We start from the raw sequence: 14,851 nt of genomic DNA on the forward strand, positions 1-14,851 counted from the left end.
TCGGGAGCCCGGGCGCGTACGGGTCAGCGTTCGGCACCTGCTCTGCCGGCACGGCGAGCAGCGGCCAGCGGTCTGGATGGGATGATCAGTGTCGACCTGCCGGTGGAGTGCATGACCCGGGTGGAGGTGCTGCCCGACAGCAGTGCCGGCAACCCCCGGCGCCCGCGGGAGCCAAGAACGATCAGCGAAGCGTCTATCTCCTCCGCCACGTCCACGATGGCCTCGGCGGCCGTCTCCTCGGGGACGGAGGCCACCCGGGGCTCGGCCTTCAGGCCGAGGGACCGGGCTCGCTCGGCGCCTTCAGCGGCCAGTCGTTCGGAGGCGTCGAAGGTTCTGGCGTCGAGGTCGCGCAGGTCCTCCAGGGCCGGGTGGCCTTCCAGATGAGCCGCGAGGCTTTCCAGCGGTTGGCGGGCGTAGAGAACCACGGTGGAGGCTCCCGGGAAGAGGCGTGCGGTCTCTTCGATGGCGTGCTGGGCATCGGGTGAGCCGTCGTAAGCGATAAGGATGGACATGGGAATCTCCTTCGGGTGCGGATGGGTCAGCCGCGGGAGGCGGTGACCTGATCGGTGGGCGTGCTGGTGCGGGTGCGCAGGGTCGCGGCGGCGATCAGGGCGCCCGCGAGGGCGATGGCGGCGGCTCCGACGAAGGCGGCGGAGAAGCCGTCGGTGAGGGCGGGCAGGTTGCCGAGCTGGTCGGCGCCGTTGGCGGCGGCGACGGCGGTCATGGCGGCCAGGCCGAGTGCGGAGCCGACCTGGTAGCTGGTGTTGACGATGCCGGAGGCCAGGCCGCCTTCCTCGGGGCGGGCGGAGGAGATGGCGGTGCCGAGGGAGGGGATGAAGGCCAGCGACATGCCGAGGGCGGCCACCAGGCTGGCGGGCAGGACGTCGGCGGCGAAGCTGCCGTCCGGGCTGATCAGCGAGAGCCAGGCCATGCCCGCCGTGAGCAGGACGAGGCCGGTGACGGTGGTGGTCTTCGGGCCGAAGCGGGCGATGGCCTTGGGGGCGAGGACGATCATGCCGATCATGATGAGGACGGTCATCGGGAGCAGGGCGGCGCCGCTGGGGAAGGCGCTGTAGCCGAGGACCTGCTGCAGGTAGAGGTTGAGGAAGAACCACATCGGGATCCAGGCGCCGCCCAGGAGGAGCTGGGTGAGGTTGGCGGCGGCCAGGTTCGGGGTGCGGAAGATGGACAGGCGCATCAGCGGCTCGCGGCGGCGGGCCTGGATGGCGACGAACGCGATGAGCAGCGCCGCGGCGACGGCCAGGGTGATCCAGGTCTGCGCGGAGGCCCAGCCCGCTTCGGGGGCGCGGACGATGGCGTAGACGGCGGTGCCGAGGCCGAGGGTGACGGTCAGCGTGCCGAGCACGTCGATGGAGCCGCGCGTCGAGGAGGTGGCGGGCATCAGCGGGCCGGTGGCCAGGAGCGCGGCGATCGCGATGGGGATGTTGATGTAGAAGACCCAGGGCCAGCTCAGATATTCGGTGATGAGGCCGCCGAGGAACACGCCGGCGGTGCCGCCGGCCGGGGCGGCGGCGCCGTACAGGGCCAGAGCCTTGGTCAGCTCCTTCGGGTCGTGGCCGAACAGCATCATCAGCAGGGTGAGCGCGGACGGGGCGATCAACGCGGCGCCGATGCCCTGGACGGCGCGGCCGGTCAGCTCCACCCACACCTCGGGCGCGATGCCGGCCAGCAGGGAGCCGGCGAGCAGGATCAGCCAGCCGGCGCTGAACAGCAGGCGGGCGCCGAGCAGGTCGGACAGGCGGCCGCCGAGCAGCAGCAGGCCGCCGAAGGCGACGACGTAGGCGTTGAAGACCCAGGACAGGTTCTCCTGGGAGAAGCCCAGGTCCTGCTGGATGCGGGGGAGGGCGACGCCGATGATCGAGGTGTCCATGATGACGATGAACTGGGCGGTGGCGATCAGGGCCAGCGCGGCCCAGCGCCGGGGGGATGGTGCGGACATGGGTTCTCTCCTGTCAGAATCAATACCCATGGGGGGTATTTGCGGGACAATAAATACCACTGGGGGGTATATGTCAAGCCCGCCGGATCAACGTCCGGCTTCCGGCTGCCGTCGCAGCACCGCCAGGACGATCAGCGCCGCAGGGCTGGCCAGCGCGAAGCCGACGAGCATCCCGCCGCCGACGCCGACCACTTCCTGGAGCCAGCCCAGGGCGACGTACAGCGCGCCCGCCAGGGCGGCCGACACTCCCAGAACCATGCCGGCCGCGCTCGCCGGCGCGCCGGGCGCGAGGTCCTGCGCGAGGACCACCGCGATCGGGCTGCCCACGTACAGGAGAGCGCCTGCCAGGATGGTCGCGATGAAGTAGGGGGCGCCGCCCGGCTCCAGGCCCAGGACCGCGATCAGCGGCACGGACGCGACGCCCAGCGAGCTCACCAGCACCGGCCGGCGGCCGAGGCGGGGCGCCAGCACGCCGCCGAGCAGGGATCCGAGTCCCGCAGCCAGGGAGAACGCGGCCAGCGTCCAGCCGATGAGGCCGTCGTCGGTCGGCAGGCCATGTTTGTTGACCAGCCAGATGGGGACCGAGCTGGTGAAGGTGACGAAGGCCAGGCTCGCCAGGCTCGACGCGAGCGTCAGCCCGCCGACGGGGCCACGCAGCAGGCGTACCTGGAAGAGTGCCCGCAGCGGCCTGCGGCCGTGGGGCTCCCAGTCGGGCAGCAGGGCGAACACCAAGGCGGCGAGCACGATGCCCGGCGCCATCAGCCACGGGGTGGCCTCCACGCCGAAGGCCGAGACGATCGCGAGGATCAGCACCGGCCCGAGGGCGAACCCGACCATCCCGCCCGCCGTGAACAACCCCACACCGAGCGTGCGATTCGGCACGGCCGGGCCACCGGCCACCGCCGTGCCCACAGGATGCAGCGCCGCCGACCCCATACCGCCGATGATCAGCAGGGCGAAGACCGTCACCAGGGCGGGCGCGACCCCGATCAGGCTCAGGAACAGCGAGGCCAGCAGCACGCCCGCCGCCCCGACCAGGCGCAGGCTGCGATCCTCGGCCAGCGCGCCGAAGAACGGCTGGGTGACCGATGACGAGATCGAGTAGACCGCAACGATCAGGGCCAGCAGGACGGGCCCCAGATCGAAACGGGCCTGCAAGGTCGGCAGCAGGGCTCCGAGCATCGCGGTGATCGCGTCGTTGACGAAGTGCACGATGGCCAGGAAGACGGCCAGCGACGTCCCGCCGAGGACGCCTGGCCTGCGGATCACGGCATGTCGAACTCCTCAAGTCTCACCGGGCGGCTGATGGCAGCCGTCTGTTGCCAGGAATACCATAGGGGGGTATGGTGTTATTCCGAGCGGCCGACCTGGGAGGGGTGAACATGGCCGGATACACCGGTACGAAGCAGGACCATGCGATGCGCCTGCGCCGCATCGAGGGGCAGGTCCGCGGCCTGCAGCGGATGGTCGAAGACGACAAGTACTGCATCGACATCCTGACGCAGGTGTCGGCGGCGACCAGCGCGCTGAAGTCGTTCTCCCTGTCGTTGCTCGAAGAGCACCTCGCCCACTGCGTCGCCGAGGCCACGCAGAAGGGCGGGCCGGAGGCGGAGGCCAAGGTCAAGGAGGCCTCCGACGCCATCGCACGACTTGTACGTTCCTGAACTTCCATCGGATTGAAGGAGTGACTGATATGAGCACCGCCACCTACACCGTCAAGGGCATGACCTGCGGCCACTGCGTCAGCTCGGTCAAGGAGGAGGTCAGTGAAGTGGCCGGTGTCACCGGTGTCGAGGTGGACCTGGCGACCGGCCTGCTGACCGTGGACAGTGACGGCCCCGTCGACGCGGCGAAGATCGTCGCCGCCGTCGAAGAGGCCGGTTACGAAGTGGCGAACCAGTGAACACCGCGGTGAAGCTCGGCTCGTACGTGCTGGGGCTGGCCGTCGTCTTCGGCGGCGCCCTGGGCGTGGGCAAGGTGGTCGGGCCGGTCGGCACGCAGCCGGCAGCCGAGGACCACGCCGCCATGGCGGCGCCCACCGCGAGCGCGAGCGCGGCACACGGGGAGCACGCCACCGTACAGGTGAAGGACGATACCCCCGGGGGGCTCCAAGTGTCCGAGAACGGCTACACCCTCAACCCGCTCACCCCGACGATCAAGCCCGGCGAGCCTACCGACTTTCGCTTCACCGTGACCGGCCCGGACGGCAAGGCGGTCACGGACTACCAGGTCGAGCACGACAAGAAGCTGCACCTCATCGTCGCCTCCCGCGACCTGACGACGTTCCAGCACGTGCACCCGGAGATGGCGCCGGACGGCGTCTGGTCGGTCAAGCTGACGCTGCCCAAGGCGGGCCCGTACCGCGCCTTCGCCGATTTCGCCGCGACCGGCGGCAGCGCCCTGACCCTGGGCGCCGACGTGTCCGTGGCCGGCGACTACCAGCCCGAGGCGCTCCCGCAAGAGAGCCGCACGGCGACGGTCGACGGGTATGAGGTCACCCTCGACGGCGAGCTGACGCCCGGGCAGTCGAGCAAGCTCACCCTCAAGGTCAGCAAGGACGGCAAGCCCGTCACCGACCTGCAGCCCTACCTCGGCGCCTACGGCCACCTGGTGGCCCTGCGCGCCAGGGACCTGGCCTACCTGCACGTGCACCCCGACGGAGAGCCCGGCGACGGCAAGACCAAGGCCGGCCCCGAGATCGTCTTCTACGCCGAGGTGCCCAGCACCGGCGACTACCGCCTCTTCCTCGACTTCCAGCACGAGGGCGAGGTCCGTACGGCCGGCTCCACCCTCGGTGCGGGCGAGCGCCCCGAGGTCCCCACGTCCGAGCCCACGTCGACACCGACCGGCCACGCCGACGACGGCCACAGCCACTGAGCGAGAGAAAGGAGAACGGTGATGTCCCAGGTCACCGATGACCGGCAGAACGCGGTCGAACTCTCGATCGGCGGCATGACCTGCGCCTCCTGCGCCAACCGCATCGAGCGCAAGCTGAACAAAATGGACGGCGTGACCGCCACGGTCAACTACGCCACCGAGAAGGCGAAGGTCACCTTCCCCGAAGGCATCGACCCGCGGCAGCTCATCACGGAGGTGGAGAAGGCCGGCTACACGGCGGCCCTGCCCGCCCCGCCCAAGACCGCCGGTGAGGGGCAGGCCGAGCAGGAGCCGGAGGACGAGCTCCAGCCGCTGCGCAACCGTCTCATCACCTCCGTGGTACTGGCCGTACCCGTGATCGCGATGGCGATGATCCCGCCGTTGCAGTTCACGAACTGGCAGTGGCTGTCGCTGGTGCTGGCCGCGCCGGTGGTGGTGTACGCGGGCTGGCCGTTCCACAAGGCCGCCTGGACGAACCTGCGGCACGGCGCCGCGACGATGGACACGCTGATCTCGATCGGCACGATCGCCGCGCTCGGCTGGTCGTTGTGGGCGCTGTTCTTCGGTAGCGCGGGCACGCCGGGGATGACGCACCCGTTCGCTTTCACGATCGAGCGCACCGACGGCTCCGGCAACATCTACCTGGAGGCCGCTGCAGGCGTCACGGCGTTCATCCTGGCCGGCCGCTACTTCGAGGCCCGCTCCAAGCGTCGCGCCGGGGCGGCGCTGCGGGCCCTGCTGGAGCTGGGCGCCAAGGAGGTGGAGCTGGCCGACGGCCGGCGCGTCCCGGTCGAGCAGCTCAAGGCCGGCGACCGGTTCGTCGTCCGGCCGGGTGAGAAGATCGCCACGGACGGGGTGGTCGAGGAGGGCACCTCAGCGGTGGACGCCTCGATGCTGACCGGCGAGTCCGTGCCGGTCGAGGTCGGGGTGGGCGACGCCGTTACCGGTGCCACCGTGAACGCCGGCGGCCGGCTGATCGTGCGGGCCACCCGGGTCGGCGCCGACACCCAGCTCGCCCAGATGGCCAAGCTGGTGGAGGAGGCGCAGACCGGCAAGGCGCAGGTGCAACGGCTGGCCGACCGCATCTCCGGCATCTTCGTCCCGATCGTGATCGCGCTCGCCCTCGGTACCCTCGGCTTCTGGCTGGGCACCGGGGACGGCGTGGGCGCGGCCTTCACCGCCGCGGTGGCAGTGCTGATCATCGCGTGCCCGTGCGCGCTGGGGTTGGCGACGCCGACCGCGCTGCTGGTCGGCACCGGCCGGGGTGCCCAGCTCGGCATCCTGATCAAGGGTCCTGAGGTGCTGGAGTCCACCCGCAAGATCAACACCGTGGTGCTGGACAAGACCGGCACCGTCACCGAAGGCAAGATGACCCTCACCGCCGTGCACGTGGCGGAGGGGGAGAGTGAAGAGGAGGTGCTGCGCCTGGCCGGAGCGCTGGAGTACGCCTCGGAGCACCCGATCGCCCAGGCCATCGCCAAGGGTGCCGCCGCCCGCGTCGGGGACCTGCCCGCGCCTGAGGACTTCGCGAACGTCGAAGGTCTCGGCGTGCAGGGGATCGTGGACGGGCACGCGGTGCTGGTCGGCCGTCCCCGGCTGCTGGCGGAGTGGTCCCAGCACCTGCCTGCCGACCTGGAGCGGGAGCTCCACGAAGCTCAGGTCGCCGGCCGCACCGCGGTGGCGGTCGGCTGGGACGGGCAGGCGCGCGCCGTGCTGGTGGTGGCCGACGTGGTCAAGCCGACCAGCAAGGAGGCCATCGCTCAGCTCCGCGGCCTCGGGCTGACGCCGGTCCTGCTGACCGGCGACAACGAGGCCGTGGCCAAGACGGTGGCGGCCGAGGTGGGCATCGACGAGGTGATCGCCGAGGTGCTGCCCGCCGACAAGGTGGACGTGGTCAAGAGGCTGCAGGCCGAGGGCAAGGTGGTGGCGATGGTGGGCGACGGCGTCAACGACGCCGCCGCGCTGGCTCAGGCGGACCTGGGGCTCGCCATGGGCACCGGCACCGACGCCGCCATCGAGGCCTCTGACCTGACCCTGGTCCGCGGCGACCTGCGGGTGGCAGCCGACGCCATCCGGCTGTCGCGGCGCACGCTGTCGACGATCAAGGGCAACCTGTTCTGGGCCTTCGCCTACAACGTGGCCGCCCTGCCGCTGGCCGCGCTGGGCCTGCTCAACCCGATGATCGCCGGTGCGGCGATGGCGTTCTCCAGCGTCTTCGTGGTCAGCAACAGTCTCCGGCTGCGCCGCTTCAAGTAACACGAGCGGGATGGCTCCACGTCGAACGGCGTGGAGCCATCCCTTCATTGCTGCGGTGCTGAGGCCCTGGACGCGACGAATCTCATCCGGCCACGCGGCTTGTACACGGCCAAGAGCAAGCACATCAGGATCGGGCTCCGGGGCCGCCGCGATGCCTGCCAGGAAGTGCAGAGGCTGGGTGTACATCAGCAGGACAGCAAGGGCGCCTACGTTGATCAACAGCTTGCACCGCGACGAGCAGGTAGGCCAAGCCCGGCAGCAGCTTCACGGCATGGTGCGGGACCTGCTGGCGGAAGGCGCCCGGACAGGCGCCTTTCGCGCGGACGTCGGCCCTGACGAACTCGCGACCTCTTGTTTGCACGCGGTCACGGCGGCCAGGGAGTTGCCGTCCGAGGATGCCGTTCACCGCCTCGTCACGGTGATCTTCGATGCGGTCTCACATACCGCTGAGGGGTAAGGTCATGGCGGTGGCGCCGATGGAGGGGCGGATATGGCCGGATACAGCCATGGCAAGAAGAACCACATCACCCGGTTGCGCCGTGTCGAGGGGCAGATCCGTGGCCTGCAGCGCATGGTCGAGGAGGACACGTACTGCGTCGACATCCTGACTCAGATATCCGCGGCCACCAGCGCGCTGAAGTCGTTCTCCCTGGCCCTGCTGGAGGAGCACCTCGCCCACTGCGTCGCCGAAGCGACCCGGCAGGGCGGCCCAGAGGCCGAGGCGAAGGTCAAGGAGGCCAGCGACGCCATCGCGAGGCTGGTACGTTCCTGACCACGCCCGTCACTTACATGGCGGGCGCGGTCGTGCCGCCGGCGAAGTGGAACGTGGTCTACTCCGGCTGCCAACGGCCGATCTTCTTGGAGATGAGGGTGGCGCCGATCCGCTCGTAGAAGCGTTGTGCGGCTACGTTGGCCTCGGCTACTTCCCAACGGATCACCTTGCCGTCGGCGACTTCGGCGATGCCTCGCATGAGCTGTTCCCCCACGCCGTTGCCGCGCTCGTCGCCGGTCACGTACAGGTCGTCCAGGTGGAGGTAGTCCTGGCCGGACCAGAAACCGATGCGCTGGAGCCAGGAGACGTAGCCGATGGCCTGGCCGTCCCGCTCGGCGATCAGATAGCCGACCTCGGGCCGGGCGAGCAGGCGCTTCAGGTCGTCGGTGGTCACGGTGATGGCCCACCCCTGGTCTTGGTGATCGGCGAGACCTCGGACGAGGGTGTACACGGTGGTTGCGTCATCAGGGGTGGCGCGACGGATCGATATCACGATGGTTCTCCCAGGTAGAGGTGGTGGGGTGATGCGCCTTCGAGCGCTCGCCACGCGGCCGGCCGCCGTGGCCTGAAACCCTACCCTGGCACGGTATATCAGGAAGAGACGGGGGCAGGCCGAGAGGGAGAGCGTCGGAGGGGTCAGCCGTGTTCGGCGTGCTGGCCGTGATCGGTCACCTGCGCGTCGAACCAGGCGTGCAACGCGGCGACCAGCGACGTGTCGGTCGTGGTGTAGGTGATCCGGGCGCCGTCGGGCACCTCGATGTAGCGGATGTCGAGGCGGCTGTGGCCTTGTTCGAGCTCGCGCAGGCCCGGCATCTCGCCGCCATGGATCGAGGCGGGGTCGCCGTAGTCGCCCTTGCTGAAGCCGGCCGCCTCGGCGGTCAGGTGCTCGCGGATCAACCTGACCTGCTCGGCGTCGGCAGGGTCGTCGGAGGTGACCGTCTGCACGCCGCCGGTGGTCGCCTTGGCGAAGCGGTGCGTGGTGCGCTCCAGGTCGAACGGCATCACCTGTCTGCTCTTGGCCTCGATCTCGGCCTGCCGGCCTGCCAACGCCTGATTCTCGTTCCGGGTGATGAGCGAGTACGCCGTCGCGGCGACGGTAATGAGCGCAAGCGCTGTGAGGAGCGCCTGGACGCGTCGATCTCTAAGGATCATCAATGGCCTCCGTGAGAAGGGTCAGGGCGCGCAGCACGTCGGCGCGTTCGCCCTCGGGGACGCGGTTCAGAACGGCGGAGAATCGCTCGGCCCTGGCCTCGGCCAGCCGGGCCGCGGCCTTCACTCCCTGCTCGGTGAGCTGGACCAGTCGTCCGCGCCCGTCGTCAGGCGCGGGGGTGCGCTCGGCCCAGCCGCGGGTGATGAGCTGGGTGACCAGCCGGCTGGTGGTGCTCTTCTCCAGCTTGAGCCGGTGCGCCAGCTCGCTCTGGCGCAAGGCGCCGTCTCTGGCCAGCTCGCCTAGCGCGTGGGCCTCCGACACTGGGATGGGCTGTCCACAGGGGGTCTGGTCCGGCTGGTGCAGGCCGAAGGCCCGCACGAACCGGGCCACGGCCTCCTGGAGATCGAGTTCATCCGCCATAGTTCGACGATACAACCAGATGGTTGTGTCCTGCAACTAGTGGACGGCGGGGAAAGCTCGCCATCCGATGGCAGGATCTGACAGACGATTTCGACGTTCGATCTGGGCGGTGAGCCGTTGAGCTGGTGGCAGGCGCTGGTCGGCTTTGGCGCGGGGCTGCTGATCTCGGTGGTCGCCACTCCGGTAGGGGTGTCGGGTGCGGTGTTCCTGCTGCCGGTCCAGCTCAGCGTCCTGGGTGTGCCCAGCCCAGCGGTGACGCCCACGAACCTGCTTTTCAACGTGGTAGCCACGCCCGGGGCGCTGCTGCGGCACCGCAGGCAGGCCCGGCTCGGTGGCCCGTTGACCCGCCTGCTGGTGCTGGGCACCCTGCCCGGCGTCGTGCTCGGCGCTCTCGCGCGGGTCTTCCTTCTTCCCGGGCCTCAGGTCTTCCGCCTGCTCATCGCCTGCCTGCTGTTCCCGCTGGGCGGGTGGCTGTGGGTACGAACCTTGCGCGCACCGTCCCGTCACCCACGAGCGGCTGACGGTCCCTCCCCGAGGGTCATCAGCACGATGGCGCTGGCGGTAGGGGTCGTGGGTGGGATGTACGGCATCGGCGGAGGATCCCTGCTCGGCCCCATCCTGGCCGGTCGAGGGCTGCCGGTCGCCGAGGTCGCTCCCGCCGCCCTGGCCTCAACCTTCGTCACCTCGATCGTCGGCGCGCTCACCTACGCCGTTGTGGCGGTGACCACCGCCGGTCACATCGCTCCAGACTGGACGCTCGGCCTGTGGTGCGGCTTCGGTGGGCTGATCGGCGGCTATCTGGGCGCCCGGCTGCAGCCTCATCTGCCGGAGACCGGCCTGCAGTTGCTGCTGGGCACTCTGGCCATCGCTCTGGCCGGCCTGTACGCCGTGCAAGCCTTTTCCTGAGCGACTGTCGTCAACGAGAGACGCAGGTCAGCCAGCGGGTGAGTAGGCGGTGGTGAAGGTCTTGCCGCCGTCCTTGGACTCCAGAACCGTGCCGTCCTCCAGGGCGGCCAGCAGGTGCTGCCGGTTCACGGCGGTGAAGGCGGCAGCCTGTGCGGGCAACTTACCGGTGGCCGACCACGTCTTGCCGGAGTTCTGGCTGAGGTGTATCTGGCCATCGGCGCCGGCGCCCACGATCACTTCGCCGGGCAGGACGTCGATGTGGCTGAGCAGGGGGGCCTTCGAGAGGTCGGTGTAGTTCAGGCCGCCGTCCTCGCTGACCTTCAGTCCGTCGGGCGTGGTGGCGTAGATGCGGGACGTGTGCTCGGCGCTCGCTCCGAGGTCGATCACTTTCTCTTCGGTGCCCTTCGTCCAGGTGGCGCCGCCGTCTATGCTGCGCCAGACCTTCGAGGTCTGGCTGTCGTAGGCGTACAGGTTGTCGCCGGCGGGCTGGATGGAATGGAAGTCGGCCGAACCGTCCTCCGAGAGGGTCTTCCAGGTGAGCCCGGAATCCGTCGACTTGATGAGGCCGAGATGCGGCGGTCGTCCGGGGGAGACATCCTCCGCCGAGGGGTGCCCGCTGGCCAGGAACGTTTTCGGGCCCATGATGGTGAAGCCCATGTGGTCCTGGTTCCGGTCGGCGACCCGGGTGGCGGCCGTGGGCGAAGTGACCTTGAACAGCCCGTAGTGGCCTGCCACGTAAAGGGCTCCATCGGCCGGGTCGACGCCGAGTCCGTGCACATGGCCGATGCCCGGATCCGCATGGGCCGTGCCGCCCGGCTCCTGTGCCGCCTGGCCGCAGGCGGCCAGCATGACGCCCAGTGCGATTCCGGCGGCACCTGTGCGCAGCCGCTGTCCTGCGAGCTTCATGTCGCGAGTCTACTGCTTACTACTATTGCCAATCGTAGCGACTAGAGGGTCAGCAGGGAATGGCAGTGATGGGCGAGGAACGCGGCCACGCCCGGCGCCACTGCCAGCGTGGCCGGACCCACGAGCAGTGCGGTGACCGCCACCAGCCCGGCGATGCGCTCTCGCCGGCCGAGCGGCGCCTGCGGATGCAGCATCCTGCGGACGCGCGTCAGCGCCGTCTCACCGCCCGCGCCCAGCGCGAACGCCGGCACCCTTCCCGTCGCGAGGCCGACCAGCGCGGTCGCGATGTGGATGCGCTGGTGGCGGCGTGCCGCGACGTCGTCGGCCAGCAGTTCGACCAGGCGTGTGACCTCCACGCGGGCCTGCTCGAACAGGGGAATGCGAGGGAATGCCCGGGCCAGGGCCTCGGCGGCGGCGAGCACCAGGTGGTGGCGCCCTCGCAGGTGCGCCTGTTCGTGGGCGAGCACGGCGGCCACCTGTTCGGGGGCGAGCGAGCGCAGCGCCCCGGTGGTGATGACCGCGTGGCCCTTCCTGCCGGGCAGGCAGTACACCAGGCGCTCGTCGTAGTCCACCACGAGCGCGTCGAGGTCGCCGTCGTGCCGGCCGAGCAGCGACAGCGCTTCGGCGTGCCGGCGACGTTCGCGGCGCGCACGGAGCAGGACCACGGCACCGGTATAGGCGACTCTGCTCAGGAGAAGCCCGGCGACGGCGAGACTCGCGCGGGTGCCGGCCGAGTTGAGGGCCGCCTCGTCGTGAAGCAGCGCGGCGCAGGCCTCGAACAGGTCGGCCAGGCCGTGCCCCACCACGGAGGCGGGCACGGCGACGGCGAACGCCGACAACAGTGCCGAGGCGACCACCGACGCTCCGGCCGCCTGCCACATGGCGATCGCCAGTCGCGGCGCGCGGTCGGCCCAGGAGGCTCGCTTGAGCACCTTCGGCAGAGCCAGCGCCGCGAAGAGGCCGTACAGGGCCAGGATGATCGCCACGATCATGAGCTGCGTCCCCCGGGCGGGTACACCTGGAGCGCCGCCTCCAAGGCGCTGGCCTCCTCCGGGGTCAGGCGCTCGAGGAAGTGGACCAGCGTGGCCGCCCTGTTGCCGCTCGCGGCCAGGGACGCGCGCATCACGTCGGCGGTGTAGGCCTCCTTGGACGACACCGCCTCGTAGATGTAGGCCCGGCCGACCGGCTGGCGCTTGAGCAGGCCCTTGGTGTGCAGCTTGTCCATCACGGTCATGACCGTCGTGTACGCCAGGGTGCGCTCCTGCTGCAGGTGCTCCAGGACATCCCTGACCGAGGCCGGACGCTTGATGGCCCACATGCGCTCCATGATCGTGGACTCGAGCTCCCCCAGGCCACGCACCATTTGACAGTCCCTCCACCCGCAGTCTGCATAAATGCTACCGGCGATCGTAGATAGGTGGCCAGGAGTGCCTGCTCCTCACGCCAGGGAGCTCAGGCGATCGCCGGCCACGATGGCGCGCTTGATCCGGATCAGGTCCTTGGGCGCGTTCACCGCGACCGCGCCGACGAGCGTGCCATCCTTGGCGAAGGCGACGGCGAAGCGTCCGTCGCCCGGGTCTCCCGTCACGATGCGGCTCTCGTCCGCTAGGTGTGGCAGGCCGGCGGTCTGGACGCGCGCGCCGTGCACGTGGGTGGCGAAGGCGGGCAGGTCGGCGAAGGGCTTGGCGTTCTCCGGGCCGGCCAGCAGGTTGAGCGCCGCGGCGGCCCCCTGGTCGTTGGCGTTCGACCAGTGCTCGACACGGACGAGCGTGCCCCCGTACAGGCTGTGCGGCCAGCGTGCGACGTCGCCGGCGGCGACCACGTCCTGCGCGCCCGAGGCGAACAGGCGCTCGTCGCAGACCACTCCGTCGCTCACCGTCAGCCCGCTGCCGTCCAGCCAGTCGGTGTTCGGGACCACGCCCATGCCGGCGATGACCAGGTCGGCGGGCAGCGTGCGGCCGTCGCTCAAGCGCACCCCCGTCACCCTGCCGTTCCCATCGAACCCGGTCACGCGGGTCTCACTGACGAGCTCGACACCGTTGTCCCGGTGATGGGTGGCCAGCCAGCGTGCTGTCTCGCTACATAGGACGTTCCGCATCGGATACGGGGACGCGTCCACGAGCGTGACGTTGAGCCCGAGGGCGCGTGCGGTCGAGGCGACCTCGCCCCCGATGAAGCCGCCGCCGATGACGACGACGTCGCCGGGTTCGGCGGCCAGTTCAGCGCGCAGGGCCAGGGAATCCTCGACGGTGCGCAGGGTGTACACACCCTCGGGGGCATCGGGCAGCCGTCGCGGGCGCGCGCCGGTGGCGATCACCAGGCCGTCGTAGCGGACGTCCGAGCCGTCGTCCAGGATCAGCCGCCGCTCCGAGGCGTCCAGCCGCACGGCATGGCGGCCCTTGAGCCATCGGTCGCCGACTTCCTCGGCACCGGGAAGCGTGACCTCGTCGTCGCCCTTGAGCATGCTCTTGGACAGCGGGGGACGGTTGTAGGGCAGGTGCTTCTCGGCCCCCACCAGGGTGATCGTGCCGTCGAAACCTTCACGCCGCAGAGCCTGGAACGCGCGGAGACCGGCCAGTGAGGCTCCGGCGATGGCGATGGAGTTGAGCTTTCTCATACGAGAGACAATACCCCTTAGGGGTATACGTCTCGACGTGAGCTACGTCTCATATACCCGTAGGGGGTTAGGGTTGCGTCGCGGACGTCCGTGGCATATCGTCCATCTGCCTCATACCTATGAGGGGTATTGACCGAGGGGAGTCATGATGAGCAGTGCGACCTACACCGTGAGCGGGATGACCTGTGGCCACTGCGTGGGCTCGGTGAAGTCCGAAGTCGGCAAGATCGCCGGCGTCACGGACGTCGACGTCGACCTGGCCACCGGGAAGGTGACTGTGACGGCGAACGAGCCCATCGCGGAAGCTCGTGTGCGCGACGCCGTTGAGGAAGCCGGCTACGAGCTGGTCTCCGCCTGACCGAACCCGGACGGGAGTGCCTTCGCCGGTGCTCCCGTTGAACGATTGTCAGCCGGGTGCCGTACATCCCTGTGTGGCGGCACCCGGCTGGTTCCTGGCAGGTGCTACGAGTCGCGTTAGTACACTGAAAGTGCCGTGACGTGCCGATGGTCTGCGAGGGGCGGTGGGATCTATGTGGCAGCGCCGTGCAGTACACGCACTGCGGGCCGTCCTGCTCGTGGCCCTCGCCCTGGGCGTCTGCGGCATGCACACCCTCGGACACCTGGACGGCGGGCACGGCGGCTCCTCCTCCTCCACACATGGCATGGAGGCCGTTCCTGCCGTCACATCCGTGATTCCCGCGGGCATGGAGTCCTTTGTTCCCGACGGGGAGATGCCGGGGCTCGACCCGACAGACGTCTGCCTGGCCGTGCTCATGACGTTCGTGATCCTGCTGTTGATCGCGACCTGGGCCAGGGCGGGAAGACGCGGCGACGACAAGGGCGCGACACACCCGTCCGCCGGCCAGGTCGCCAGACCTCCGCCGAAGCTCACGTCCCGGCGTCTGGCGATTCTCTCGATGTTGCGCATATAGGCCGACGGCCCGTGCGGAACAGGCGTCCTGCCTGCCCGCGAACAGGTCCGGACTT

19 protein-coding genes are annotated in these 14,851 nt (G+C 69.8%); 9 read left to right on the forward strand and 10 right to left on the reverse strand.

The window, feature by feature from the left end:
* Window positions 1–23: 23 nt before the first annotated feature.
* The 3 genes from AB0K28_RS16945 to AB0K28_RS16955 all read right to left on the reverse strand — a co-directional run bounded on the left by AB0K28_RS16945 (window position 24) and on the right by AB0K28_RS16955 (window position 3,229).
* Window positions 24–512, reverse strand: coding sequence for a universal stress protein (locus AB0K28_RS16945; protein ID WP_364370484.1), 489 nt, complete (start codon window positions 510–512; stop codon window positions 24–26).
* Between the two features lie 26 nt (window positions 513–538).
* A complete protein-coding gene (locus AB0K28_RS16950; protein WP_364370487.1) occupies window positions 539–1,960 on the reverse strand; it encodes an MFS transporter in 1,422 nt (473 codons plus the stop codon).
* Between the two features lie 87 nt (window positions 1,961–2,047).
* Window positions 2,048–3,229, reverse strand: a complete 1,182-nt coding sequence (locus AB0K28_RS16955; protein ID WP_364370490.1) for an MFS transporter — start codon at window positions 3,227–3,229, stop codon at window positions 2,048–2,050.
* 113 nt (window positions 3,230–3,342) lie between these two features.
* Between AB0K28_RS16955 and AB0K28_RS16960 the strand changes: the two genes are divergently transcribed.
* The 6 genes from AB0K28_RS16960 to AB0K28_RS16985 all read left to right on the forward strand — a co-directional run bounded on the left by AB0K28_RS16960 (window position 3,343) and on the right by AB0K28_RS16985 (window position 7,865).
* The gene (locus AB0K28_RS16960; RefSeq protein ID WP_364371186.1) at window positions 3,343–3,624 is read left to right on the forward strand and encodes a metal-sensitive transcriptional regulator; all 282 of its coding nucleotides are present in this window, start codon (window positions 3,343–3,345) and stop codon (window positions 3,622–3,624) included.
* A gap of 29 nt (window positions 3,625–3,653) precedes the next feature.
* Window positions 3,654–3,863, forward strand: coding sequence for a cation transporter (locus AB0K28_RS16965; RefSeq protein ID WP_364370493.1), 210 nt, complete (start codon window positions 3,654–3,656; stop codon window positions 3,861–3,863).
* The gene (locus AB0K28_RS16970) at window positions 3,860–4,837 is read left to right on the forward strand and encodes a hypothetical protein (RefSeq protein ID WP_364370496.1); all 978 of its coding nucleotides are present in this window, start codon (window positions 3,860–3,862) and stop codon (window positions 4,835–4,837) included. The genes AB0K28_RS16965 and AB0K28_RS16970 overlap by 4 nt, the downstream gene beginning before the upstream one ends.
* A 21-nt stretch (window positions 4,838–4,858) precedes the next feature.
* Window positions 4,859–7,093: a heavy metal translocating P-type ATPase gene (locus tag AB0K28_RS16975; protein WP_364370499.1), complete on the forward strand. Its 2,235-nt coding sequence runs from the start codon at window positions 4,859–4,861 to the stop codon at window positions 7,091–7,093.
* A 211-nt stretch (window positions 7,094–7,304) separates the two neighbouring features.
* Window positions 7,305–7,550, forward strand: coding sequence for a hypothetical protein (locus AB0K28_RS16980; protein WP_364370502.1), 246 nt, complete (start codon window positions 7,305–7,307; stop codon window positions 7,548–7,550).
* A gap of 33 nt (window positions 7,551–7,583) precedes the next feature.
* Entirely contained in the window at window positions 7,584–7,865 is a 282-nt protein-coding gene (locus AB0K28_RS16985; RefSeq protein ID WP_357889126.1) for a metal-sensitive transcriptional regulator, read from the forward strand.
* Window positions 7,866–7,923: 58 nt separating this feature from the next.
* On the opposite strand, the gene AB0K28_RS16990 is transcribed toward AB0K28_RS16985, so the two are convergent.
* The 3 genes from AB0K28_RS16990 to AB0K28_RS17000 form a co-directional block, all read right to left on the reverse strand.
* Window positions 7,924–8,412 (reverse strand): GNAT family N-acetyltransferase, encoded by a 489-nt coding sequence (locus AB0K28_RS16990; RefSeq protein ID WP_364370505.1) that lies wholly within the window; start codon window positions 8,410–8,412, stop codon window positions 7,924–7,926.
* Window positions 8,413–8,501: 89 nt separating this feature from the next.
* Window positions 8,502–8,912 carry a hypothetical protein gene (locus AB0K28_RS16995; RefSeq protein ID WP_364370507.1) on the reverse strand — a complete coding sequence of 137 codons (411 nt, stop codon included), beginning with the start codon at window positions 8,910–8,912 and terminating at the stop codon, window positions 8,502–8,504.
* Between the two features lie 94 nt (window positions 8,913–9,006).
* Window positions 9,007–9,435: a MarR family transcriptional regulator gene (locus AB0K28_RS17000; protein ID WP_364370510.1), complete on the reverse strand. Its 429-nt coding sequence runs from the start codon at window positions 9,433–9,435 to the stop codon at window positions 9,007–9,009.
* A 117-nt stretch (window positions 9,436–9,552) separates the two neighbouring features.
* Between AB0K28_RS17000 and AB0K28_RS17005 the strand changes: the two genes are divergently transcribed.
* Complete coding sequence (locus AB0K28_RS17005; protein WP_364370513.1) at window positions 9,553–10,341, forward strand: sulfite exporter TauE/SafE family protein; 789 nt, start codon at window positions 9,553–9,555, stop codon at window positions 10,339–10,341.
* A gap of 27 nt (window positions 10,342–10,368) precedes the next feature.
* Here AB0K28_RS17005 and AB0K28_RS17010 read toward each other — a convergent pair whose 3' ends face one another.
* The 4 genes from AB0K28_RS17010 to AB0K28_RS17025 all read right to left on the reverse strand — a co-directional run bounded on the left by AB0K28_RS17010 (window position 10,369) and on the right by AB0K28_RS17025 (window position 13,864).
* Window positions 10,369–11,247: a F510_1955 family glycosylhydrolase gene (locus tag AB0K28_RS17010; RefSeq protein WP_364370516.1), complete on the reverse strand. Its 879-nt coding sequence runs from the start codon at window positions 11,245–11,247 to the stop codon at window positions 10,369–10,371.
* Between the two features lie 41 nt (window positions 11,248–11,288).
* Window positions 11,289–12,239 (reverse strand): M56 family metallopeptidase, encoded by a 951-nt coding sequence (locus tag AB0K28_RS17015; protein WP_364370519.1) that lies wholly within the window; start codon window positions 12,237–12,239, stop codon window positions 11,289–11,291.
* Window positions 12,236–12,610, reverse strand: a complete 375-nt coding sequence (locus tag AB0K28_RS17020; RefSeq protein ID WP_364370522.1) for a BlaI/MecI/CopY family transcriptional regulator — start codon at window positions 12,608–12,610, stop codon at window positions 12,236–12,238. Before AB0K28_RS17020 ends, AB0K28_RS17015 begins: the two co-directional genes overlap by 4 nt.
* A 75-nt stretch (window positions 12,611–12,685) precedes the next feature.
* Window positions 12,686–13,864 carry an FAD/NAD(P)-binding oxidoreductase gene (locus tag AB0K28_RS17025; protein ID WP_364370524.1) on the reverse strand — a complete coding sequence of 393 codons (1,179 nt, stop codon included), beginning with the start codon at window positions 13,862–13,864 and terminating at the stop codon, window positions 12,686–12,688.
* A 148-nt stretch (window positions 13,865–14,012) separates the two neighbouring features.
* Here AB0K28_RS17025 and AB0K28_RS17030 point away from each other — a divergent pair, with 148 nt between their 5' ends.
* Window positions 14,013–14,222, forward strand: coding sequence for a copper ion binding protein (locus tag AB0K28_RS17030; RefSeq protein ID WP_364371189.1), 210 nt, complete (start codon window positions 14,013–14,015; stop codon window positions 14,220–14,222).
* A 172-nt stretch (window positions 14,223–14,394) separates the two neighbouring features.
* Window positions 14,395–14,796, forward strand: a complete 402-nt coding sequence (locus AB0K28_RS17035; protein WP_364370527.1) for a DUF6153 family protein — start codon at window positions 14,395–14,397, stop codon at window positions 14,794–14,796.
* The last annotated feature ends 55 nt before the right edge of the window (window positions 14,797–14,851 follow it).

This window comes from Nonomuraea sp. NPDC049504 (assembly GCF_040676845.1).
In the GTDB taxonomy this organism is placed as follows: Bacteria; Actinomycetota; Actinomycetes; order Streptosporangiales; family Streptosporangiaceae; genus Nonomuraea; species Nonomuraea salmonea.